25 protein-coding genes are annotated in these 22734 nt (G+C 44.7%); 2 read left to right on the top strand and 23 right to left on the bottom strand.

Going from position 1 to position 22734, the window contains the following annotated elements; genetic code table 11:
- Positions 1 to 34: 34 nt before the first annotated feature.
- The 16 genes from zapA to PG418_RS03525 form a co-directional block, all read right to left on the bottom strand.
- Positions 35 to 448, bottom strand: a complete 414-nt coding sequence (gene zapA, locus PG418_RS03600) for a cell division protein ZapA (RefSeq protein ID WP_008375194.1) — start codon at positions 446 to 448, stop codon at positions 35 to 37.
- Positions 449 to 542: 94 nt separating this feature from the next.
- On the bottom strand, positions 543 to 1217 hold the full coding sequence (locus PG418_RS03595) for a Crp/Fnr family transcriptional regulator (RefSeq protein ID WP_195255298.1): 675 nt from the start codon (positions 1215 to 1217) through the stop codon (positions 543 to 545).
- Positions 1218 to 1273: 56 nt separating this feature from the next.
- Positions 1274 to 2323, bottom strand: coding sequence for a sulfate/molybdate ABC transporter ATP-binding protein (locus PG418_RS03590; protein ID WP_055247203.1), 1050 nt, complete (start codon positions 2321 to 2323; stop codon positions 1274 to 1276).
- Complete coding sequence (gene modB / locus PG418_RS03585; protein WP_368276416.1) at positions 2317 to 3021, bottom strand: molybdate ABC transporter permease subunit; 705 nt, start codon at positions 3019 to 3021, stop codon at positions 2317 to 2319. The genes PG418_RS03590 and modB overlap by 7 nt, the downstream gene beginning before the upstream one ends.
- Before the next feature lie 12 nt (positions 3022 to 3033).
- Positions 3034 to 3930, bottom strand: coding sequence for a molybdate ABC transporter substrate-binding protein (modA, locus tag PG418_RS03580; RefSeq protein WP_498837074.1), 897 nt, complete (start codon positions 3928 to 3930; stop codon positions 3034 to 3036).
- Positions 3931 to 3934: 4 nt separating this feature from the next.
- A complete protein-coding gene (locus PG418_RS03575; RefSeq protein ID WP_498837073.1) occupies positions 3935 to 4972 on the bottom strand; it encodes a molybdopterin-binding protein in 1038 nt (345 codons plus the stop codon).
- Between the two features lie 129 nt (positions 4973 to 5101).
- Positions 5102 to 5890, bottom strand: a complete 789-nt coding sequence (gene yqeB, locus PG418_RS03570) for a selenium-dependent molybdenum cofactor biosynthesis protein YqeB (RefSeq protein WP_117556017.1) — start codon at positions 5888 to 5890, stop codon at positions 5102 to 5104.
- Positions 5891 to 7222 carry a uracil-xanthine permease family protein gene (locus PG418_RS03565; protein ID WP_055155574.1) on the bottom strand — a complete coding sequence of 444 codons (1332 nt, stop codon included), beginning with the start codon at positions 7220 to 7222 and terminating at the stop codon, positions 5891 to 5893.
- Positions 7223 to 7358: 136 nt separating this feature from the next.
- Positions 7359 to 8783: a selenium cofactor biosynthesis protein YqeC gene (gene yqeC / locus PG418_RS03560; protein ID WP_177999123.1), complete on the bottom strand. Its 1425-nt coding sequence runs from the start codon at positions 8781 to 8783 to the stop codon at positions 7359 to 7361.
- Entirely contained in the window at positions 8773 to 11055 is a 2283-nt protein-coding gene (locus PG418_RS03555) for a xanthine dehydrogenase family protein molybdopterin-binding subunit (RefSeq protein ID WP_498837072.1), read from the bottom strand. Before PG418_RS03555 ends, yqeC begins: the two co-directional genes overlap by 11 nt.
- Positions 11052 to 11519, bottom strand: coding sequence for a (2Fe-2S)-binding protein (locus tag PG418_RS03550; RefSeq protein WP_498837071.1), 468 nt, complete (start codon positions 11517 to 11519; stop codon positions 11052 to 11054). Before PG418_RS03550 ends, PG418_RS03555 begins: the two co-directional genes overlap by 4 nt.
- The gene (locus PG418_RS03545; RefSeq protein WP_498837070.1) at positions 11509 to 12306 is read right to left on the bottom strand and encodes an FAD binding domain-containing protein; all 798 of its coding nucleotides are present in this window, start codon (positions 12304 to 12306) and stop codon (positions 11509 to 11511) included. The genes PG418_RS03550 and PG418_RS03545 overlap by 11 nt, the downstream gene beginning before the upstream one ends.
- Before the next feature lie 14 nt (positions 12307 to 12320).
- Complete coding sequence (ruvB, locus tag PG418_RS03540) at positions 12321 to 13322, bottom strand: Holliday junction branch migration DNA helicase RuvB (protein WP_117556028.1); 1002 nt, start codon at positions 13320 to 13322, stop codon at positions 12321 to 12323.
- Positions 13323 to 13332: 10 nt separating this feature from the next.
- Positions 13333 to 13944, bottom strand: a complete 612-nt coding sequence (gene ruvA, locus PG418_RS03535) for a Holliday junction branch migration protein RuvA (RefSeq protein ID WP_055155575.1) — start codon at positions 13942 to 13944, stop codon at positions 13333 to 13335.
- 14 nt (positions 13945 to 13958) lie between these two features.
- On the bottom strand, positions 13959 to 14462 hold the full coding sequence (locus tag PG418_RS03530) for a Gx transporter family protein (protein ID WP_055155576.1): 504 nt from the start codon (positions 14460 to 14462) through the stop codon (positions 13959 to 13961).
- Positions 14463 to 14465: 3 nt separating this feature from the next.
- Positions 14466 to 14870: a NusG domain II-containing protein gene (locus PG418_RS03525; RefSeq protein ID WP_498837069.1), complete on the bottom strand. Its 405-nt coding sequence runs from the start codon at positions 14868 to 14870 to the stop codon at positions 14466 to 14468.
- Between the two features lie 411 nt (positions 14871 to 15281).
- Here PG418_RS03525 and PG418_RS03520 point away from each other — a divergent pair, with 411 nt between their 5' ends.
- Positions 15282 to 16268: an FAD:protein FMN transferase gene (locus PG418_RS03520; RefSeq protein ID WP_498837068.1), complete on the top strand. Its 987-nt coding sequence runs from the start codon at positions 15282 to 15284 to the stop codon at positions 16266 to 16268.
- 96 nt (positions 16269 to 16364) lie between these two features.
- Here PG418_RS03520 and PG418_RS03515 read toward each other — a convergent pair whose 3' ends face one another.
- The 7 genes from PG418_RS03515 to PG418_RS03485 form a co-directional block, all read right to left on the bottom strand.
- Positions 16365 to 18449 (bottom strand): sensor histidine kinase, encoded by a 2085-nt coding sequence (locus PG418_RS03515; protein ID WP_498837067.1) that lies wholly within the window; start codon positions 18447 to 18449, stop codon positions 16365 to 16367.
- Positions 18421 to 19128, bottom strand: coding sequence for a response regulator transcription factor (locus PG418_RS03510; RefSeq protein ID WP_008375161.1), 708 nt, complete (start codon positions 19126 to 19128; stop codon positions 18421 to 18423). Before PG418_RS03510 ends, PG418_RS03515 begins: the two co-directional genes overlap by 29 nt.
- A gap of 153 nt (positions 19129 to 19281) precedes the next feature.
- A complete protein-coding gene (locus PG418_RS03505; RefSeq protein ID WP_498837066.1) occupies positions 19282 to 19962 on the bottom strand; it encodes a hypothetical protein in 681 nt (226 codons plus the stop codon).
- 125 nt (positions 19963 to 20087) lie between these two features.
- On the bottom strand, positions 20088 to 21128 hold the full coding sequence (locus PG418_RS03500; protein ID WP_498837065.1) for a GH25 family lysozyme: 1041 nt from the start codon (positions 21126 to 21128) through the stop codon (positions 20088 to 20090).
- 13 nt (positions 21129 to 21141) lie between these two features.
- Positions 21142 to 21435, bottom strand: coding sequence for a phage holin family protein (locus tag PG418_RS03495; RefSeq protein ID WP_172676441.1), 294 nt, complete (start codon positions 21433 to 21435; stop codon positions 21142 to 21144).
- Between the two features lie 300 nt (positions 21436 to 21735).
- Positions 21736 to 21948, bottom strand: coding sequence for a hypothetical protein (locus PG418_RS03490; protein WP_055155584.1), 213 nt, complete (start codon positions 21946 to 21948; stop codon positions 21736 to 21738).
- Between the two features lie 2 nt (positions 21949 to 21950).
- A complete protein-coding gene (locus PG418_RS03485) occupies positions 21951 to 22268 on the bottom strand; it encodes a polymorphic toxin type 50 domain-containing protein (RefSeq protein ID WP_416387094.1) in 318 nt (105 codons plus the stop codon).
- A gap of 31 nt (positions 22269 to 22299) precedes the next feature.
- Here PG418_RS03485 and PG418_RS03480 point away from each other — a divergent pair, with 31 nt between their 5' ends.
- Entirely contained in the window at positions 22300 to 22734 is a 435-nt protein-coding gene (locus PG418_RS03480; RefSeq protein WP_330583836.1) for a tyrosine-type recombinase/integrase, read from the top strand.

Below are 22734 nucleotides of genomic sequence, written 5' to 3'. Positions count from 1 at the left end.
CCGGAGTATCAAAAATAGACTGCCTCAGGACAGTCTATTTTGTACGGTGATTTTTCATTTCTGTTTCAAGCTGTACGATCTTCATCTGAAGTTCCTGGTTCTCTGCCTTGAGTTTATCCAGTGCTTTTTCAGCATTCTCATACTTGATCTGTACTGAGATCAGTTCATGCTTTAAATCGTACATCTCTTTGTCTTTTGCCTCGATGTCGCTTTCTAATGCGCCGCCCTGTTTCTTGGCTTTAAAATAATCATCTGCTATATTTAAAGCAAGAAGCACACTTCTGGCTTCCGCACTCTGCTTGCGATATCCATCGCTGCTTGTACATTCCTCGATTTTATGGTTCAGATAAGTGGATACCTTCTGCAGATAATCTTCGCTTTCAAATCCGCTCAGGGTGAATACTTTGCCGCCTATCAAAACTTCTGTATAATTTTTTGACGATGCCATAAAGAACCTCCTTGCCGCCTAATCCTTTTTTCATTATAAACTATATTCTGATAAAAACCAACCACTTTTCGATATTTTCAGCAGAAATTCTGTTTTATTCTTTATCAGCCAGCTCAAAATGATTCTTTCTGACCTTCAAAATCCCCTCTTTTTCCATTTTTTTCAACTCATGTGACAGCACACTCCGGTTGATCCCCAGATAATTTGCCATCTGTTCTCTGTTAAATTCAATATCAAAGGCATTGCTTTTATGGCGTCTTTGCTGAATTCTCAGATACTGCTCGATTCTTTCCCGGATTCCTCTAATCGACAGCAATTCAATCTTCCTGCACTTGCGGATATCTTCATTTGCAAGGAAATGAACCGTTTTCTTGTAAAACTCAATCCTCTCACGCATATCCAGAACGCCCTCTTCTTCCATCGCCCGTACAGGAAACCAGAAAATGTGTGCCTGTTCCGATGCATAAACATCATAAGGACTCGTCTTTTTTTCACTGACCGCAATCTCCACTCCCACAACAAACGAGCTGACAAGCTTCTGGACCAGCTGCTCAGTTCCATCCCGGTAATACTGCACTTTACAGAGTACCCCGTCAAGCAGGATTCCGATATTGTTCAGTTTTTCTCTTTCTCTTATGATGATTTCGCCCTTGTCATAGGTTACGGTTCTGCCGTCTAACCGGTTAATGATCTCATCCGCCTTCTTCCGATCCATATCACAAAAGAAAATGCTCCGGTAAATCGCTTCCCTGTCTTGTTCTTTCTGCATTTATGCTGCCACCTTCTGCCCGTTTTCTCTATTTGTCCATTATAGCATCTGCCACGCTATCCTTCAAGGAACAGCACTTTTTCTTCCGGAAATGCGAGTGCATCCGGCATTCCTTTTTCTTCCAGAGTGGCAGAAATCTCTCTTTGGACAAACCAGCAGAAGTCCTCACATCCCGACTCGCATTGGATAAAATATTTTCGTTCAAATGGATAATCCACACTTTTCCATTCTTTAACTTTCAGCATAGCCCCGGATATCGTTCCATACACCGGAATCAGATCATGAGCTCGGATCCCGATTGCCTTCACATTCTCCGGCACACTACGTCCTTTAAAAATCAGCTGCACATCCCAGTCTTTCACATACACCGTCTGCGCATCCATCCGGTAAACATCTGCAATATTTTTACATCCGGTAAGTCTTGCCGCTGTCTTATAGCGCGGTGCATTAAATACTTCTTTTACCGGACCCAGGCGGATTCCATGTCCATCTTCAATTACCAGAACCTCTTCACTGAAGCTATAGATTTCATCCCTGCTGTGGGACACCATGATCACCGTACCTTCATAATCACTCAGCATTTCCATCAGCTCGGTTAGCATCCGCTCCCGAAGATACGCATCCAGTGCCGAAAATGGTTCATCCAGAAGGATCACGTCCGGTTCATATGCCATAATCCGTGCCAGTGCCGTTCTCTGCTGCTGTCCGCCGGAAAGCTTTGACGGATAAAGCTTTTCCAGTCCGTCCAGCTGGAAATGATGGATCAACTGTTCTACCATTTTCTGCTTATCTTCTTTGTTTCCGGTAAATCCAATCCCGATATTCTGCTCCACGGTCATGTTCGGAAACAACGCATAATTCTGAAAAAGATAACCGACTTTCCTTTTTTGTGGCTTCAGAAAAATCTTTTTTCCGGCATCAAAAAGGGTAACTCCGTCAATCACGATCCGCCCTTTTTCCGGTCTTTCGATCCCGGCAATACTTTTCAAGGTCAGGCTTTTCCCACATCCGGAAGCGCCCAGGATTCCGATCCGCTTTTTTTCACTTTTAAAGGCGACATCCAGCCTGAATTTTCCATACTGTTTTTTTATCTCTAGTTCTACCATTGCTTTGTATGTTTCATTCCCTTTCCAAATGCCAGATTCATAAGCACTACTATTCCGAATGCGATCAGGATTACAATTCCGACCCACACGCCTGCCGTCTGATAATCACCGTCCTGGATGACCATTGCAACCCTCTGGGAAATGGTTGCCGTCTTTCCTGGAATATTGCCCGCAAGCATGGAGGTCGCACCGTATTCTCCAAGCGCTCTTGCAAATGCAAGAATTGTACCGGATGCAACTCCAGGACCTGCCGCCGGCATGATCACCCTCCAGAAAATTTTCCACTCCGGCATACCGAGCGTCTGCGCCGCATAGATCAGGTTCACATCCACCTGTTCAAATGCTGCTCTTGCATTCCGGTACATCAGTGGAAATGCAATCACAGTTGCCGCGATCACGCATCCTGCCCAGGACTGTACGATCTTGATATCAAATGTCGTATAAAGATACGATCCAACGGTTCTTCTCGTACTGAAAATGAGCAGCAGGAAAAATCCTGCAACCGTCGGCGGAAGCACCAGCGGCAGTGTCAGAATCCCATCCAGCACAGCCCTGAGACCCGTCTTCGCTTTCAGCACCTTTCTTGCTGCCCATATTCCCAGGAAGAATGACACGATCGTTGCTGCGATTCCTGTTTTGATTGAAATGAAAAGCGGACTCCAGTCAAGTCCTGCAAGGATCTGTCTTATTTCTTCCATATCGTTCCTCTTTTACTCTACGTTTGTATCGAAATAGTAGCTGTCAAAGATCTTCTTTGCGTCATCGGATGTTACATATGCAAGGAAATCATCGGCTGCTTTTTTCTTTGCATCATCTGCCTCTTTATTTTCCACACGGCAGATCGGATAACTCACGTTACCTGTCAGATCATAGCTTACTGTCTGAAGGATCTTGATCTGATCCTCATATCCGTATGTATCAGAATAATAAGTTGTTCCAACTTCGCATGCACCCTCTGTAACGGCGATCAGCACCTTGCTTACATTTGCCTGCTCACTGATTTCTGCTCCACCAAGAGCTTCAGAAACCTGTTCTGTTGTGATGGTAGACGCATCGTCTACTTTGTCCAGAATTCCGAGATTCATCAACGCCTGACGAGTGTATTTTCCAACTGGTACACTTCCGCCTGCAAGTGCAATGCTCTTTGCCTCATTTAAGTTTTCAAGCCCGGTTACTGCTGTATCACTGTCCTTTAATGTGATAACAACTACCTGATTGTTCACTACATTATGGCGTGTTCCTTCTACTACCAGTCCGTCAGCCTCAAGCTGATCCATCTGTTTCTGTGCTGCGGAGAAGAACAGGTCACACTCATATCCTTCTTCGATCTGTGTCAGCAGAGTTCCTGAGCTGTCTGCATTGTAGACGATCTTCACATTCGGATGCTCTTTTTCATAACGCTCTGCAATATCTGTCATTGCCGTATTCAGGCTGGCTGCGATAAATACCTGAAGCTCTACATCCTCTTCTTTGTCAGCCTTTGTTTCTGTCTTTTTGTCTTCTGTTTTTGTGTCGGTCTTTTTACCGTCACATGCAGCAAGTGATGCTGTCATCAGCAGAACCAGACCTGCTGCCACTGTTTTCTTAAATAAGTTATTCTTTCTCATGATTTTAATATCCTCCTTTTCCAAATCCACAGTTTGGAAAAGTACACACCGGACAGGACAGACAAAGTCCTCCCTGTCCAAGAAGCTGGAAATCTTTTTCATGCAGCTTTTCATCACACATAATCCTCGGAAGAACCAGATCAAAAATCGTCCGTTTTGCATACATCACGCATCCCGGAAGACCCATGACCGGAATCTGTCTGCCTTCTTTTTCACAATAAGCAAGCATAAACATGGCTCCCGGAAGAACCGGTGCCCCATAAGTCACCACTTCCGTACAGGCATTTTTGATCGCAAGCGAAGTCCTGTCATCCGGATCTACACTCATTCCACCGGTACAGACGATCAGGTCAGAACCATCCTCGATCAGAGTCTGGATTGCTTCTGTGATCATCTCATGATCATCGTTGCACTGGATCTGCTTCACCTCTGTAACGCCACATTCTTTCAGTTTTTCAATCACAACCGGAGTAAATTTATCCTCGATCCGGTGATAATACACTTCGCTTCCCGTCGTTACGATTCCCGCTTTTTTCTTCTGGTACGGAAGAATCCGGAAAATCGGTTCTTTTCCTGCCACTTCACAGGCCTTCTGCATCTTTTCTTCTTCGATCACAAGCGGAATGATCCTTGTTCCTGCAATCTTATCTCCGGTTTTCACCGGAAAATTTCCATGTCTGGATGCGATCATCATCTCACCAAGACTGTTCACCGCATTCAGCTTTTCGATATTGATCTTCAATACCCCTTCACAGTCGGCGATCAGTTCGATTTTTCCTTCCTTCACTTCGGAAGGATGCATATGCTCACCCTGACAGATCTGACGCAAGATCTCAGCCGCCTCATTTTCATGAAGCATACCTTCCTGTTTTTCCCAGATATAAAGATTCTCTTTTCCCACAGATAAAAGTACCGGAATGTCTTCTTCGGTAACAATATGTCCCTTCCGGAAAACAGCATCCTTTACAACTCCCGGAATAATCTGTGTAATGTCATGGCACAGCACCTGCCCCACTGCATCTTCTGTTCTTACCAGTTTCATTTTTTGTTCCTCACTTTATATGGATTATGGCATAAAAATACCTGCCGTCACTGCGGCAGGTATTCTGCCCAAACCTTTTTATATTTTACCATAAAAAGGATGGATAAATAAGTTGTCCAGACAACTTTTTTATTTTGTTTTATAGACAAAATCGATTGCTTCCGCAACTCCGTTTCCGATCTTTCGTGCTTTATCCGAAATCGTATAACAAAGTTTTTCCTCTATCCTTGCATCCACATCTCCGATCTTCAATCCTTTTTTGACCGGTACACCTTCCTGGAGCATCCCACGGACAATCCCGTGGAGCCTCGCATAGACAGGTTCATCTCCGCACCTTGCAACAATCTGCCCTTTTTTCACCACATCACCAATTCTCGCGACCGGATGCATGATTCCGTCTGCGGATGCCTTTAAAAGGCGTTCCACCGTATAGCCGCCAATATTTCCCGGAATTCCGGTGTTGGGGATTGCACTTCCCTCGCGGATCACTTCGCCCAGATGCTCACCTCTTTGCGTTTCAATCACAAAATGGCAGTCTCCGGCTGCCGTAAAGCCCGGTCCGATACCGATAACAAGAGGAGCGTCACTGATCCGGGTCCCAAGATTCTTTTTTGCCATGATCCCGTCAACCAGTACATCCGGCAGATATTCTTTCCGCACTTCTGCTTTTTCATCCACCATGACAGCAATTTTCCGCGTTGCCATAATTGTTTCTGCTTCTTCAAAATTTTCGGCAAGAACTGCTTCCATTCCTTCTACCACTGCATGTTCTTCGTACACCGCTCTTGAAAATGCCACCTCACGTCTGACGGTGAGTGGGATGGCAACATCCGTCATCAGGATCTGATGTCCTCTTTCCCACAGCTCTGCCGCAATTCCTGTGGCAAGATCCCCGGCTCCTCTTATCAGGATCTTCATTTACTCTTCTTTCTCCTTTGGTAAAACCAGATTCAGGAACACTGCAACCAGAGTAGACAGTGCAACCGGTGATTTACCGAAAATGGTTGTTACCCATGCAGGGAGCTGTGCAAGTGCTGCATTTGCCTGTGTCACACCCATTCCAAGTGCAATGGCAAGTCCTACGATGGATGTATTTCTATAATTCATCTTTGAATTATTGATCAGTTTGATACCCGTCATGGAAATCATTGCAAATACAGAGATTGTTGCGCCTCCAAGCACACATGACGGAATAGTTAGAAGAATATATGCGATCTTTGGCATGATTCCTGCAACCAGCATGATCATCGCTGCAATTCCAAATACTCTCTTTGCTACTACTTTCGTAGAACTTACGATTCCGACATTCTGACTGTAGGTTGCTGTCGGGAGTCCGCTGAAAAATGCGCAGACAATATTGCTGACTCCATAACCAATGATACCACCGCTTAATTCCTCATCCGTCGGCATACGGTCCATTCCTCCGGTCGTCGTTGCTGAAAAGTCTCCGATTGCCTGAATAGAGCTGATTGCAAACAATACCGCAATCGCAACACATGAGGATGGCTCGAATTTAATTCCGAAATGCATCGGCTGTGGGAACTGTACCCATTTTGCCGTTAATACGGAAGAAAAATCCACCATTCCAAAGCCAAGCGCAACTACATATCCAACTATGATTCCGATCAGAACGGAAGAAAGCTTTAAAAAGCCCTTTCCAAAATGATTCAGTCCTGTTACGACTGCCAGTGTGATGATCGCAACAAGCCAGTTCTGCCATGAACCATAATCCGCACTTCCTGCTCCACCTGCCATATAATTGACTGCGGTCGGATACAGCGAAAGTCCGATTGCAAATACAACCGTTCCCGTAACCAGTGGCGGGAAAAGATGACGGATCTGCTTGATAAATATTCCTACAATAATCGCAACAATACCGCCCACGATCTGTGCACCAAGTATTGTTCCAACATCTGCATCCTGTGCAATTGACTGCATGATCGGCACATACGCAAAGCTGATTCCCATAATAACCGGAAGCCCGGCTCCTATCTGATAAGACTTAAATTTGATAAACGGAAAAAGCTGGATGAATGTCGAAATCGCTGACATTGCAAGAGATGCCTGAATCAGGACAACCGTGTCTGATTCTGAAAGTCCGGACACACCGGCAAGAATGATCGCCGGTGCAACACAGCCAATGATCATCGCCACTACATGCTGGAATGCCAGCGGAAGTGCCTGACCAAAGGATGGTTTTCCGTTAAGGTTAAATAGTTCCTGTGAAGTATTACTATTCTTCGTACTCACTTTTTTGCCTCCTTCTCTACCCACTTACAACTTTCGTTGTCAAAGCTATCGTATCTATGATAGCACGAATGGTTTTCAATGACAATTCGGCAATGTTCCATTTTTCAACACACAATTGCTTTATTTTTCCAAAATATTAACGAAATGATGTAATCCGTACTTTTTCACCAGAATCCCGTTCTACTCTTAAGGCGATTCTCTCTGCCATTTTCAGACGTTTTTCGTCATCTGCTTTGTTTAGCACAATATAGAAATCCATTTCCGGCAGGACATTCTTTTTCCCGCCTTTTGCCGAAACAGCCAGCCCTGCCAGATCCTCCTCCGTCAGAACCTCTTCCACTGCTTTTCCAAGTACCTGTGCCACAAGCTCAGGCCGGAAACAGCAGTCTTTTATCCTTTGTCCGATGGCATCGAGTCCATATACAGAAAGGACTATCTGGATCTGCTTTGGAATAACCGGTTCTTTCTCCCCCGGCACTTTCGCCGGAAGCATCCGTGCACCATCCGCTTCCACAAGAACCGGCGCAGGAAGCTCCCAGATCTTTTCCATTACCGGTACAGAAAGGCTTTTGATCCTGCCTCCTCCTGCATCCAGACCGGCGATCACCATGCCTTCTCTTTTATGCACTTCCAGAATTTTTCCGATAGAATCCTCCATTACAAAATAAGGGGCAGTCTCTTTTTTCATATGGGTTGTGGTCACCAGAACCGGGAGGGCACCCTTCTCTTGGTATTCAGCAAGCAGCTGTTTCAAAAGAGAAGTCTTACCTCCCGCACCCACGGCAGCAATTCTCGGTACCATCTGCTCCGTAAGTCCAAGTGCCATAAGCAGAGACTCTTTCCTTTGAAGCTTTCCATTTTCGATGACATATACATGGAAAGTTTTCTCTGTTCCTCCTTCTGTTATCCGCATTTTTTCTATTTCCGGCATATAATCAATATCTTCCAACTCTTTTTCCAGGCTCACCTCGTAAAATACTGCTTTTTCCCGGTATCTGCGGAACACCTTTCTTCCTCCGGCATCTCCTTCCAGTTCCAGAAGTTCTTTCCCGTACTTTGCCGGAAACCAGACCGGATTGCCTTCCTGTCCATTCCAGGTCACACATCCCGGTACAACTTTTGCCTCCCGCTCCATCTTTTCCAGGAATCCTTCCACGCTTTCTTCTGTAAAATAAGGCTGATCCGCCACAAAAAATGCATAGGCATCAGCATCTCCTGCCGCACGGATCCCTGCTTTTACCGAATAGGCTGCTCCTTTATAGCTGTCTTTTGAAATCACTGTTTTTACCGGGAAACGTTCACCTTGCTGCTCGTTTTCCTGAAGTGCTTTTACTTGATGCTCAATCTCCGGATACTGTGTTACCACAATCATTTCCCATTCCGGATGCCTTTGACAGACTTTTACCAGACGGTCGAATAAATAGCGGAACATCGGCTTTTCATCCAACAGATAAAGCAGTTTGTTCTCTGCTTCTGATTGTGGCGGTTCTGTATTTTGCATCCTTTGGCTGTTAAAACGGCGGCTGTTTCCAGCCGCCAGATAAATCAGTTTAATTTTCATTTTCCATAATTCCCATTGCAATCTGTTCACTTGTAATCGGAAGTTCACGGAACCACAGACCTGTTGCATTTGCGATTGCATGCGTCAATGCCGGAGCCGGTGTATTGATGACGATTTCGCCAATCGATTTTGCACCAAACGGTCCGGTCGGCTCATAGCTGCTCTCAAATTCCACATGCAGATTTCCCATATCCATTCGGGTCGGAATCTTGTACTGCATAAATGAATTGTTCAGAAGCTGTCCTTTTTCCGTGTACTGAATATTCTCATAAAGAGTCATGCCGATTCCTTGCACGATTCCGCCTTCCGCCTGTACCCTCGCAAGATTCGGGTTAATAACAGTTCCGCAGTCAACCACTGCATAGTAATCCAGGATCTCGACATGTCCTGTCTCCGGATCCAATTCGATTTCAACAGCGCCTGCCATATAAGGCGGCGGAGATACCGGCGAACTGTGGCTTTCTGTTACCTGAAGCGCAATATCACTTCCACACATTGCCCCTGCTCCGATTGCCGCAAGTGTCACCTCTTCTCCGGTCTTATCGCTTCTTGCAATGTGTCCATCGAAATCAACCTCATCCACTTCACATTTCAGCATCTTCGCTGCCTGTCTGACGATCCGCTTTTTCAGTTCCTCACCGGCTCTTGTCACCGCCATACCGGCCACATAAGTCGTACTTGATGCATAAGAGCCTGAATCATACGGCGAAGTATCGGTATCTGCTCCGGATACTGCAATATCATCCAGATCACAGTCCAGACATTCTGCTGCCATCTGTGCAAGAATCGTATCACACCCGGTTCCCATGTCTGCTGCCGCGATTGACATATTGTAGACACCATCCTCGCCCAGTTTGATCGTTGCAGATCCGACATCTACATTGGAAATGCAGGATCCCTGCATGGCAAGTGCTACTCCGACGCTGCGGATTTTGCCATCCGGCATAACTTTTCTTGGATACTTTTCATCCCATCCGGACATTTCTTTTACTCTCGCAAGGCATTTATCAAGTGCACAGCTATTCGCTGTCTCCCCATAATATGCCGGCATGAACTGTCCTTCTTTGACCATATTCTTCATACGGATCTCCATCGGATCCATGCCAAGTTTTTCTGCCAGTTCGTTAACAGATGTCTCAACCGCAAAGATTCCCTGCGTCGCTCCATATCCACGATAAGCTCCTGCTGCCATCCGGTTGGTATAGACCACATCGTAACGGAACCGGTATGCATCTAATGAACCATAAAGCGGAATCGCCTTATGTCCGGAAAGTCCGACCGTTGTCGGTCCATGTTCCCCGTATGCTCCTGTGTTAGAAAGTGTATACAGATCAATTGCCCGGATATTTCCCTCTTTATCTGCTCCCATGCGAACCGTCACCGCCATATCATGACGCGGTGAGGATGCAATCTGGGATTCCTCTCTTGTAAATACAATTTTCGATGGCTTTCCGGTTTTCCAGGTTACAAACGCCGGATAAACCTCACTTACCGCCGTCTGTTTTGCCCCAAATCCACCACCGATCCTCGGTTTAAACGCACGGATCTTGGATTTTGGTATGCCAAGTGCATTGGAAACAATACGGCGCACATGGTAAACGATCTGCGTAGAACTCATCACATTCAGTCTTCCATACATATCCATAAAGCAGACCGTCTGAAATGGTTCCATCATTGCCTGCTGTGCCGCTTTGACATGATATGTATGTTCTACAACAACATCGCATTCTGCAAGAACTTTCTCTACATCCCCATGTCCATCTTCTGCCTGTGCACAAAGATTCCGCTTGTTATCTGCTCCTACCGGGCACAATGCCTTCCAGCTATCCTCCGGATGCACCAGAATTGGACCATCCAGCGCTTCCTCAGGATCTAATACTGCCGGAAGGACCTCGTATTTGACCTTGATCATCTTCATTGCACGTTCTACGCAGGCTTCATTTTCTCCGGCAATGATCGCTACCGGATCTCCTACAAAGCGAACATGCTGGTCCAGGATCAACCGGTCATACGGACTAGGCTCCGGCCAGGTCTGTCCTGCAATTGTAAAACGCTGCTGCGGTACATCCTTCCAGGTATAGATTGCTTCAATCCCCGGCACACGCATTGCCACATCTGTCTTGATCTCCTGGATCATCGCATTGGCATGCGGACTTCTTAGAAGCTTAACGATCAGACAATCCTTTGGTGCCAGATCATTTGTATATACCGGCTTTCCAGTCACCAGTGCTTTCGCATCTTTTTTTACAAATGGTACTCCTACTGCTTTCATCTGGCTCCTCCTTTTCTTTTGTACTCCAGAAAATCATGGATTCCTCTGAGCTGTCCCTCGTAGCCTGAACAGCGGCAGAGATTCCCCGCAAGGTATTCCCGGATCTCGTCATCACTTGGATCCGGATTCTCGCGGAAAAGTGCGATTGCATTCATGATCATACCCGGATTACAGAATCCGCACTGCTCCGCCCCCTGTCCTGCGATAAAAAAGCCAAATTCTTCTGCTTCCTCCTGCAGTCCTTCCAACGTATCTACCTTGTGCCCGTCTGCTCTTGCAGCAAGCACGGAACAGGAAAGTACCGGCTTCTCATCTAAAAATACGGTACAAAGTCCACAGTTGGAAGTCTCACAGCCGCGCTTTACGCTGTAACATCCATGATTTCTCACGAAATCGATCAGAAGCAGATCAGCTGCGATCTCTTCTGTAATCTTTTTTCCATTCAGTGTCAGACTAATCTGCATTCTTTTCACCTCCGTTTGTGATTCTCTCTAATGCTCTGCGGATCAGAACCTCTGCAAGATGGGTACGATACGCTGCACTTCCACGCATATTGCTTCCCATCGGCACCTGGGTTGCAAGCTCTTTTGCAAATTTTTTCAGATCTGTGCACGCATCCAGCTGTTCTGCCGGAACGTGAATACAGACTGCTTTCATCGGTCTTGCCCCAACTGCCACCTTCAGTTCATCTCCATAACGGTCAGCAGCAACCGCCAGTACCGGAAAATCCGTCTTGGTATTACGGTGTGACTGATAGCTTCCCTTTCCTAGTGTTTTCTTTACGATCACACGGACAAGGATATCATTATCTCTCTCCATCTTTACAAACTCTTCCAGAGAAATGATCCCACCTTTATAAAGTTCTACTTCTGTATCCAGTGCAAGGAAACAGGTCAGTACATCCGAAAATCCAAACCGTCCGAAAATACTTCCGCCGATCGTCGCAAGATTCCGGAACTGTACACCGACAATACTTCTCACACTTTCTCTGATCATATTGCAGCTCAATTCATTTAATCCTTCGTGTAACTCCAGATCACGAAGGGATACCATACATCCAATCTTCCATGCATCCTCCGTCTCTTCAATCTGATCCAGTCCGAGTCCGGACAGATCGATCGCAGTCTGGATCTGCGCAGTACTCATTTTCAGCCAGAGCATTCCACCGACGATCCGGTTCGTCTTTTTCTGGTTCAGTTCATACGCCTGCTCCAGACTCTCTGCTTTCACATATTGTTTTATCTTCAGCATCGTCTCTTTCCTTTCTATTCTTCGTTCTTGTCAAATCCAAGATGGGTATACGCAAGATCTGTGACCACCCTTCCTCTTGGTGTTCTCTGTAAAAAGCCATTCTTCAGAAGATATGGCTCATAGACATCTTCTACGGTTCCGGCATCTTCCCCGATCGCTGCCGCAAGGGTATCCAGTCCTACCGGACCTCCTTGAAATTTTTCAATCATGGTCGTCAAAAGATTACGGTCTACATGATCAAGTCCAAGCCGGTCCACATCCAGAAGATCCAGTGCCTGCCTTGCCACCTCTTCGGTGATCACCCCCTCGTATTTGACCTGGGCAAAATCCCGGACTCTTTTCAAAAGCCGGTTGGCAAGCCTTGGCGTTCCTCTGGAACGTCTTGCCATCTCAAGGGCTCCCTTTTCATCGATCTCCACATCCAGCACGCCTGCTGAACGGATGATGATGGTCTGCAGTTCTTTTTCCGTATAAAATTCCAGACGGTTCACAACCCCGAAACGATCCCGGAGCGGAGCTGTCAGCATTCCGGCACGGGTGGTTGCCCCTACCAGTGTAAAATGCGGCAGATCCAGACGGATCGACCTTGCCGAAGCCCCTTTTCCGATCATAATATCGATTGCAAAATCTTCCATCGCCGGATAAAGTACTTCCTCCACCTGCCGGTTCAGCCGGTGGATCTCATCTACAAAAAGCACATCTCCTTCCTGGAGATTATTAAGGATTGCCGCCATTTCCCCAGGTTTCTCGATCGCAGGACCTGACGTGATCTTGATATTTACGCCCATTTCATTCGCAATGATCCCGGCGAGGGTTGTCTTTCCAAGTCCCGGCGGACCGTAAAACAACACATGATCCAGTGCCTCTCCCCTGCTTTTTGCCGCTTCTATATAAATCTTAAGAGTCTCTTTTGCCTTCGCCTGTCCAATATAATCTTCCAGAAGCTGAGGTCTTAAATGGCTCTCAATTTTTACATCCTCTTCCAGATTCTCTGTGGTAATAATTCTTCTTCCCATCCTAATCCTCTTATATCAAATATTTGAGTGCACCCTTCAGCAGATCTTCCACCGTCGTGCTCTCATCCATTTCCACTTTTCGTACTGCCTGCAGTGCCTCAGTACTTCCATAGCCAAGCGCCGTAAGTGCCTGTACCGCATCTGCCTGAAGTCCTTGTGCATTTACCGTATCTTCAGCGGCTCCATTTGCCGCTTCCACCTGGTGATCCAGTACGTCCTCAATCTTCAGCTTATCCTTCAGTTCCACGATCAGCTTCTCCGCCGTCTTCTTGCCAATTCCCGGTGCTGCTGAAATTGCCTTGATGTCCTTCGACATCACGGCAAATCGAAGTTCGTCTGGTGTAAGCTGCGCCAGAATCCCAAGACCTCCTTTCGGTCCGATCCCACTGACACCGATCAGAAGCTTGAACACAGAAAGCGCATCACGGTTTAAAAATCCATACAGCTGCATAGCATCTTCTTTGACATTCAGATAGGTGTGGATCTTCACTTTACTCCCAACCGGCGGAAGCTGTCCCATCGCCTGTCCGGACATAAAAATCCCGTAGCCCACGCCGCCTACATCTACAATCGCTTTATCTTCTTCGAGAGCTACAAGCTCCCCTCTTATATATGAAATCATCTCTTCCTCCCACGCTATGACAATACGATGCTGCCAAGTCTTTTGAGCATTTCATTTGCCACAACTCCGATAATAAATCCGGTGATCACTCCTGCGATCAGAAGCACCGGCACATAATAGGCGACGCTGAATGTCTCCACGACCAGCATCGCTACGATCAGCTGACCGACATTATGAAAGACACCACCTGCCATGCTGACTCCAAAAACACTGAATGATCCCCGCTTTTTCAAAATCACCATCACTGCAAGGCTTAAAAGTCCGCCTGCCAGACTGTATAAAATACTAAACAGACTGGCAAAAATAAATCCGGACAGCACGATACGCGTCACCGAAAGCAACAGGGCATCCTTTCCACCCATCTTGTACAGTGCCACCACAACGATCAGATTCGCCAGTCCAAGCTTAACCCCCGGAATCCCGATCTGAAACGGGATCAGAGTCTCTACATAACTAAATATCAGCGCAAGGGCAGTAAATACACCAAACCACGCTATTCTGACTGTATTTTTCTTCATATCTTAATTCGTCACCGCATCCAGTTCGGCTTCTTCTCCATCGACAATTTTCAGAACGATCTTATTCGGAAGGCAGATAATACTCTCTCCGTTCCTTGAAATTGCTTTCTGGTGTACACAGATCTGATCCAGACAGTTGGCCGCTGCCATTTTCACTTTTCCGTTCTCGATCTGCACGGTGTTCGTTCCTCCGTTGATCTTAAATGCACGCTCTTTCTGCAGATCCAGTGTCTCTACCACTTTCCCGTCAATCTGTATTTCTACAACGCCTGCGCTTTTCTGGCTCGTGAATAGATGTCCTGCAAAAAAAATGCCTGCCGCAGCAAATACAAGGAGGACAAGAATCAGATCATTCTTTTTGAAACCGGATGCTTTCTCCTCATGGCTCTTATTTTCTTTATGCCTCATAGGGTTCTCCTTTTTCTTTGTTTATTCTAACACATCATTTTATCTAATGCAATCAAGTGTTCGATTGATTTTTTTCATAGGGGAACGTATAATGGGGTAATTGACGAATGGGACGGTTTGTGGAAGAAGAGAATGGGGACGCCGTGAGGGAAGCGAAAGTCCTGCACGCCTCAAGTTGTGCAAACCATTCCGATGAACCACTTAGGGCGAAAATCGTGTTCAGCAATGGCTTCCACGATTTTTGTGTTTCATCTCCATTGCACAAAATAGAGGCGTGCAGGACTTTCGCTTCCCTCACGGCTGTGCATTGGCTGATTGCACAGACCTGAGATTCGTAAATTTTCATTATGTCGTTTTTAGGAAGTTTATGAAAAAAACAATGCTGTAGGTTATGGTTTGAGGAGGTTTGCGATGAAAATAAAAAGTTTGGGAATTGGTATTTGTTTGAGTTTGTTTGGGACTTTTTGTCTGGGTGGATGTTCTGGGAGTTCGCCACAGCCGGTGTCGCGGACGGTGACGGTGTTTGATACGGTGGTGACGATTACGGTTTATGATAAGGATTCAGAGGATGTTCTGGATGCTTGTGTGGCGAAATGTGAGGATTATAATGCGCGGTTTAGCCGGACTTCGGAAGGAAGCGAGATTTATGAGCTGAACCATGCAAACGGGGAGCCTGTGACACTTTCGGGTGATACGGTGGATTTGATTCAGAAAGGCGTGGAATACAGCCGTCTGGCAGATGGAAAGTTTGATATTACGATCGCTCCACTTAGTGACTTGTGGGATTTTAAGAATAATACGGGGACCGTTCCGGATGATGCGGCGATTCAGGAAGCGAAAAGTCATATCGGATATGAGAATGTGAGGGTTGATGGAAATACGGTTCAGCTTCTGGATCCGGAGGCGTCTATTGATCTTGGCGGAATTGCAAAGGGATATATTGCGGATCAGCTGAAAGCATATCTGAAAGAGCAGAATGTATCCCATGCACTGATCAATCTGGGCGGAAATGTGCTGGCTCTTGGCGGCAAACCGGATGGTTCGAATTATAATATCGGTATCCAGAAGCCGTTTGCACAGAATGGAGAAGCGATCACCAGTGTAAAGATCAAGGATCAATCTGTGGTTTCTTCCGGGATTTATGAGCGGTATTTTAAGGTGGGCGACAAGATTTATCACCATATCTTAGATCCGAAAACCGGGTATCCTTATGAAAATGATCTGCTTGGGGTGAGTATTGTCTGTGACTCTTCTACGGAAGCGGACGCACTTAGTACGACCTGCTTTGCGATGGGGTTAGATGATGGATTGAAATATATCGAAGGAATCAAGGGGGCAGAGGCACTCTTTATCACGGATGATTATGAGATTCATTACTCCAGCGGATTTCCAAAGTAAAAAAGTTGAATGATGTAGGTTGTGAGACAAATCAGAAAAATAAATGGTACCAGATTCAGTTGTAAAAAAATTTGAATCCGGTACCATTTATTTTTCTTATGCTTCCTGCTTCACTGTCTCTTCTCCCGGCAAAGCCCAGCGGATTTCGGCTTTGAAGAGGTCTGCTTCGGTTTCGATATGGAAGCTTCCACCTTGGAGACCTACGAAGCTTTTTACGATTGCAAGGCCAAGACCGGAGCCTTCGGTATTGCGGGACTCATCTCCGCGGACGAAGCGTTCTGTAATTTCTTCCGGATTGAAGGTGAGCTCGGTTGCAGAAATATTTTTCAGGCGGATAAATACATCTTTCTCCGTCTTTTCGATTTCCACATAAACTCTTGTTCCCGGAAGTGCATATTTTACAATGTTATTCAGAAGATTCTCAAAGATCCGGTAGGTCTTCTGACTGTCCAGACGAAGAATCACTTTTTCCTCCGGGAAAGTGATCCTGAACTCCAGACCTTTTTCTTCGAACTTATCTTCCAGCTCAAATTTTACCTGTTTAAACAGATTGACGATATCCACATTCATCAAATTCAGGTTTACATTCTGGCTGCTTGCTTTGCTGATCTCAAAGAGGTCTTCGATCAGGACTTTCAGACGCATAGATTTGCGTTCCAGAATATCAATATAATCCTTTCGCTTTTTCTCATCTTTCTCGTTTTTCAACAGATTCACATAGGTTATGATCGCAGTCAGCGGTGTTTTCAGATCATGTGATACGTTTGTGATCAGTTCTGTTTTCATACGCTGGCTTTTTACTTCTTCCTTTACCGCTTTCTTAAATCCGGTCTGGATCTTCTGGATTTCATTACGGAACGGACTGAACACACCAAGATCACCTTCAATCTCTACATCCAGATTTCCATCTGCAATTTTATTGGTTGCCTCCAAAAGCAATGCATATTTTTTCCGGAGATCATTAAAATATTTTTGCAGGATTAGGAACAGGATTACAGAATATACGATCAGTCCTGCAATTCCGTAATACCAGAATGAACAGATCACCAGCAGTATTGCGAAATTGAACAGCACGATTTTCAAAATAATCTTATTATTCTTTTCCTTGAAATTGAACTGATCCAGAGAATGATAAAATGCTTCAATCTTATCCTTGCACCAGTGGATACCGCCTCGGATTCCGTTTCCGAATCTTCTCCAGATCCAGATCAGCAGAACTCTTTTTTTCACATATTCCTTTACTCCAAGAAGCCGGATCTGGCGTACACAGCCGGATACCCAGTACATGACTGCAAAGAAAACAAACCAGACCAGAAAATCGATTGGCCACACATTTCCTTTCGCGTGCATAATCAGTTCTCCAAGATAGCTGAAAATCAGGCTAATTCCAGTAATACCAGTCGCTATCGCAATTTCAAATGGTACATGGAAAATTTTTTCATCTCCTGTATGCAGATCTTTCTTCATCGGAATCAGCCATGCCAGAAGTGCGACCAACAATATAAGAGTCAAGATTGTATAAACCGCCGCGTTTCCTACCATTGAAGTAATCGGATATACCCGCATAACATAAGCATTCAGCTTTGCTTCCGTCATCATGAAATAATAGGTCCTGTCTTTTGGCGAAATATTTTCAATCTCACTTTCATCTTCATATTCAAATATTTTTTCCGGCAGATTTGAGGTCAGGATCTTCAGAACAGCTTCCTGCTTGGTTACTTCCGTTCCCATCACCTGATCAATCTTGATTTCACCGTTTTTGTCAAACGAGATCTTAATCCCAAGAGCATAATCTGCAAGCTCAGTATCTTTCACTTTTTCCCAGGAATCTCTATTCGACCGGTATCCATCGATTACCTCTCCGTTTGCATCCTGCACCTGGTAATTTATATATGCAATCTGCCGGTTAAATTTCTCATCAAATTCCGGATAATAATCATCCAGAAACTTTACGTTATATTCGTTTCCGGATTCTTTGGAATACAATACATAGCAGTCCCGGATAAATGTCTTCATAAAAGACTCACTCGTCTGGTAGTTCTGTGTCAGACTGTCCTGCTCCTTTTTTGCATTCTTATAAAAAGTATTATAGTTTCCTAACACGATCACCGTCGCAAGTAAGATTGCACCTAAAATCAGGACAATCCCTAGTTTATGCCTGTTTTTCGATTTTGTATCCAACGCCCCACACCACCTTTAAATATTTTGGTTCTTTCGGGCAGCTCTCAATTTTTTCACGGATATTCCGGATATGGACCATGATCGTATCGGTATTGATTGCTTTTTCATTCCATACACGCTCGTAAATTTCCTCTGCCGAAAAAACTCTTCCAGGACTCTTCATAAGGAGAAGCAGGATTTTGTACTCAATCGGTGTCAGGCGCACCGGCTCTCCGTCAACCGATACCTCCACCGTAGCTTCATTCAGCTCCAGACCGCCGATCACATGGATATTCTGATTTTCTTCACGGTCTCTTAGCTTCTCTGCAAACATCCGGTATCTTCTGAGCTGTGAATTCACCCTTGCAAGAAGCTCCATCGGTGTAAATGGCTTCGTCACATAATCATCTGCCCCGATATTCAGTCCCATGATCTTATCCACTTCCTCTGATTTTGCCGACAGCATGATCACCGGAAAATCATATTTTTCCCGAAGCTTCATCGTCATACGAATTCCATCCATCCGCGGCATCATAATATCGACGATTGCAAGATGGATTTCCTCTTTCTCGATCACTTCCAGACCTTCAATCCCATCTGCCGCCTGAAATACTTCGTATCCCTGACTTTTCAGGTATATTTCCACACCTTCTCTGATTTCCTTGTCGTCTTCAACGACCAGTACATGATTCATTTCCATAACTGCTTTTCTCCTCTTTTTCTCATCCTTGACTATAGTCTATCTCCTAAAGCTAAAGAGAACCGGAATAGATTTCTAAAGAATTTCTAAAAAAACGAAAAAGCTTTTCAGCAAAGCACTGCTGCCTTGCCGAAAAGCCTGCCAGATACTTATTTAATAACCATAATAGCTTACTCTGCCGATCGCTGCGATGATAACAAAGAAAATCACAAGCACATAGGAAATCACCTGAAGGATCAGGGATGCTCTGCAGTAGTTACGCCGGTTCAGATTGCCACTATTACCAAACGCCCAGATAATATACAGAATCAGTCCCGCACATGGAATAATTCCGACAATCAGCGTTAAAAGCCATTCTCCGGTAGAAAGTGGAGATAGATCCATCTGCTTTGGCGGCATCTGACAATTGTTCTGGCTATTGTAATTGTTATTATAGCCGCTCGCGTTAAATCCGGTATTATAACCGCTATTCTGATACTGGTTGTCAGAGTACCCATTGGTATAAGCTCCGCTCTGATTGGTTCCGTTATAATACGAATTTCCGTTGTAAGTATTATTTTCATAAGTTCCAGAATGGCAAGCGCTTCCGTCCGGTGCTGACTGTCCGTAACCGCTTCCGTTTTCTGACTTTGGCATTTCACCGTAAGTATATGCCGGATGACTTTTTTCTTCCTGCTTTAAATTATCGTCCGCTGCCTCTTTTGGCACGCTATTGTCATTCTTTGCCTGCGGCTCTGCTTCTGTATATCCTGCATTGGGATCGGTGTAAGAAGATGGACTCTTTTCCTCCCCTTCACTATTCTCAGTTATCTGGTCATTTAAGTTATTATCCATATCCCAAAACCTCCTGTGTATTCATTTTTTTCATCATAGCACACCAAAAAGCTGAAAACAATAGCTCTTTTTGCCAAATTACTGAATTCAAAGACCAGATTCTGAATATCAAATCTATTAGCCGGTTATTTGATCCGCAGCCTCTGACCGACATAAATCAGATTCGGATTTTGTAGATTGTTCAACCTTGCGATTTCCTGATAAGATGTTCCGTATATCGTTGCAATTTTCGAAAGCGTATCCCCGGATTTGACGATATGATACTTGTTTTCTTCGGCATTGACTCTGCTTTGTACTTCTTCATACCGTTTCCCCAGAACCGTTTTCCGCACTTCCCCGTTGCCATATTTCCCGGCACGCACTTCCTTTGCCAGTGTCTCTGTACTGGCACCGGAAATATAGTCGATCATCCCCTGCACTTCTCCATATCTGATTCCAAGCCAGCTTTTCCGTTCTTCCCCATTTCCAAATTCTCCACGCATCGTCCGAAAAACCAGATCCAGCGTAGTTCCTTCCTGGTTTTCTTCCTCTTCAGAAGGTTTCTCTGAAGTTGTCTGGTTTCCTTTTCCAGCATACCGGCTCCACGCCTGCCGGTCTCCGTAGAATTTATTCAAATCCAGATTGCCATTCCATCCGCTTAATCTTCCCGAAGAACTGTACTGCCGCATCACACAGGCATATGCACCCTCATTCCATGGATTTTCCTGGTACCCGATTGGCTCCATACTCGCGTACTGCGCTACCCACAGTCCATAGTTTCCGATATTCTGCAATCGGCTCATCATACTTTGCTGCACATAAATCACAGGATTGACGCTGGTCTTTGTTGAAATATAATTACACCAGGCTTTCACCCATTCCCGGTCATTCACACCAAATGCCGGATTGGACCGCCCTTCCCAGTCCAGCACAAGCATTGCCTCCCCCACACGGCTCCCTGCATTCTTCAGAAAATATTCTGCCTCCGCCTGTATATTTCCACCAGACGCATAGTGATAAATGCCCAGGCATTTCCCTGCTGTTTTCGCCTGGCGGTAGGCTCTTTCGTAATCCGGATTTACATAACCGGTTCCTTCTGTCGCCTTAATCACCACAAAATCACACGGGACAACCGCAAGATTGATCCCACTTTGCCAGTTACTGATGTCAATTCCATTTAATGCCATACCACTTCTACTCCTACTCTTCTTTTCCTGCCTGCTTGATAATCTGATGGATGTAGGTACTCAGTCCTGCAACAACAATGCCCTGCGTTACGGATGCGAAAACTGCGGTCAACACATCCTGTGCTCCTGCGAAATGTGCGGTAGATGTCACCCAGATCCCGCAGATGATAATGCCTGTCGCCCCAAGAGTGATCGGAATATATTTATCTTTGATAAATTCTGCTTGTTTAAGTGCAATTCCGAAAAAGTATAGAACTGCGGTCACAATAAGCAGTTCCGGTTTTACATAATCCATAAGTTGCTCCATTATCTGGATAGCCTGCCTTTCTTTTTTAGAACTTTAAGGAAGATTTTATATATAAACGATTCAATCAGATGTGATATTAGTATATGTGAGAAATAGGATTTGGTGTCAAAAGAAAGTAATGCCCTGTTGGCTTAATTTTGCATACGTATTGATTTAATGCGTATCCTGATCACTTATATAACCGGCTAAAAGAGCTTTCATTTCCTCTTCAAAATAATTTACTTTTTCTTCACTCACTGCTTTTACCTCCATACATAAAAATAGAAGACTCAGCTATTAACCAAGTCTTCCGTAATGTTTTTAGTCTGTTATTTTAATTTCTTTAATATCGTGTTCATTAAACCCTATCCAGTCGCCAGGACGTTGAGGACAATCTTCGATACAAATTCCAGCTACTCCTTCTGGCTCATTATCTTCAGGATAAATATAGTCAGATACAATTCCCTCAAATATTTCGTTATCAATATCTGTAATTTTTACTCTTTTTCCTTCTAAATCCTTTGTTATTTTCATACTTATTTGATTTCCTTTCTTGGATATACATGAGTTCCGGTTTTAGAATATACGATCATACCGGCATCAGTTTCTACTTTCTTCCCGTTTATATCTAAATGAACACCAATAGCTTTCGTATCTGTAAATTTTTCTTTCCGTAACCAATTTACATTTTTGTCAAGTAACGGGGTTCCCTTTCCACTGTGTTTATCAACTAATCTTTGTGCATAATCTAAATCACCGTACAAATAGCTCAGTAAGAGTGCTTCATTTAAAAGATGCAATGGAAAATGGAATATATGTAGATAAGAAGGGTGAAAGTAGAACACCGTCTCCATCTACAAAAGAACGAATCAAATCAATGTTTAGATTGAGCTTGAAAAAGTAGATCTTGAAAACCGGGAAATAACTGGTGATATGAAGACTAAAGCAGGTACTAACCGAACAGTTCCTATTCATCCTAGAATTAGACCTCTTGTTATTAAATGGTACAATAAGGCACAAGAGTTGAACAGTGAATACTTATTTAATTGTACTGATACGAATACAGCAAGATCTAATTTAATGCTAACATATGATAAGTATAGACGTAGAATAGAAGCACTTGTTGATGCTTTAGAATTGAATCCAGATCACAGACCTCATGACGGTAGAAATACTTTTATAACGATGTGCAAAAATGCTGGTGTAGATGAATATGCCATTAAAACAATGGTGGGTCACGAAATATACGACATTACTGAAAAAGTCTATACTAAGCGTGACCCACAATGGTTGCATAATGAAATACTGAAAATACAGTAG

The organism is Bariatricus sp. TF06-38A (genome assembly GCF_027690675.1).
Lineage (GTDB): Bacteria > Bacillota > Clostridia > Lachnospirales > Lachnospiraceae > Allocoprococcus > Allocoprococcus comes.
Note: the sequence above shows the minus strand (reverse complement) of the source record. Positions and strands in the feature narration are given on the sequence as shown.

Coding starts and splice junctions, on each gene's coding strand:
- zapA (WP_008375194.1), bottom strand. CDS start 448: ATGGCATCGTCAAAAAATTATACAGAAGTTTTGATAGGCGGCAAAGTA.
- PG418_RS03595 (WP_195255298.1), bottom strand. CDS start 1,217: ATGCAGAAAGAACAAGACAGGGAAGCGATTTACCGGAGCATTTTCTTT.
- PG418_RS03590 (WP_055247203.1), bottom strand. CDS start 2,323: ATGGTAGAACTAGAGATAAAAAAACAGTATGGAAAATTCAGGCTGGAT.
- modB (WP_368276416.1), bottom strand. CDS start 3,021: ATGGAAGAAATAAGACAGATCCTTGCAGGACTTGACTGGAGTCCGCTT.
- modA (WP_498837074.1), bottom strand. CDS start 3,930: ATGAGAAAGAATAACTTATTTAAGAAAACAGTGGCAGCAGGTCTGGTT.
- PG418_RS03575 (WP_498837073.1), bottom strand. CDS start 4,972: ATGAAACTGGTAAGAACAGAAGATGCAGTGGGGCAGGTGCTGTGCCAT.
- yqeB (WP_117556017.1), bottom strand. CDS start 5,890: ATGAAGATCCTGATAAGAGGAGCCGGGGATCTTGCCACAGGAATTGCG.
- yqeC (WP_177999123.1), bottom strand. CDS start 8,783: ATGAAAATTAAACTGATTTATCTGGCGGCTGGAAACAGCCGCCGTTTT.
- PG418_RS03555 (WP_498837072.1), bottom strand. CDS start 11,055: ATGAAAGCAGTAGGAGTACCATTTGTAAAAAAAGATGCGAAAGCACTG.
- PG418_RS03550 (WP_498837071.1), bottom strand. CDS start 11,519: ATGCAGATTAGTCTGACACTGAATGGAAAAAAGATTACAGAAGAGATC.
- PG418_RS03545 (WP_498837070.1), bottom strand. CDS start 12,306: ATGCTGAAGATAAAACAATATGTGAAAGCAGAGAGTCTGGAGCAGGCG.
- ruvB (WP_117556028.1), bottom strand. CDS start 13,322: ATGGGAAGAAGAATTATTACCACAGAGAATCTGGAAGAGGATGTAAAA.
- ruvA (WP_055155575.1), bottom strand. CDS start 13,944: ATGATTTCATATATAAGAGGGGAGCTTGTAGCTCTCGAAGAAGATAAA.
- PG418_RS03530 (WP_055155576.1), bottom strand. CDS start 14,462: ATGAAGAAAAATACAGTCAGAATAGCGTGGTTTGGTGTATTTACTGCC.
- PG418_RS03525 (WP_498837069.1), bottom strand. CDS start 14,870: ATGAGGCATAAAGAAAATAAGAGCCATGAGGAGAAAGCATCCGGTTTC.
- PG418_RS03520 (WP_498837068.1), top strand. CDS start 15,282: ATGAAAATAAAAAGTTTGGGAATTGGTATTTGTTTGAGTTTGTTTGGG.
- PG418_RS03510 (WP_008375161.1), bottom strand. CDS start 19,128: ATGGAAATGAATCATGTACTGGTCGTTGAAGACGACAAGGAAATCAGA.
- PG418_RS03505 (WP_498837066.1), bottom strand. CDS start 19,962: ATGGATAATAACTTAAATGACCAGATAACTGAGAATAGTGAAGGGGAG.
- PG418_RS03500 (WP_498837065.1), bottom strand. CDS start 21,128: ATGGCATTAAATGGAATTGACATCAGTAACTGGCAAAGTGGGATCAAT.
- PG418_RS03495 (WP_172676441.1), bottom strand. CDS start 21,435: ATGGAGCAACTTATGGATTATGTAAAACCGGAACTGCTTATTGTGACC.
- PG418_RS03490 (WP_055155584.1), bottom strand. CDS start 21,948: ATGAAAATAACAAAGGATTTAGAAGGAAAAAGAGTAAAAATTACAGAT.
- PG418_RS03485 (WP_416387094.1), bottom strand. CDS start 22,268: ATGGAGACGGTGTTCTACTTTCACCCTTCTTATCTACATATATTCCAT.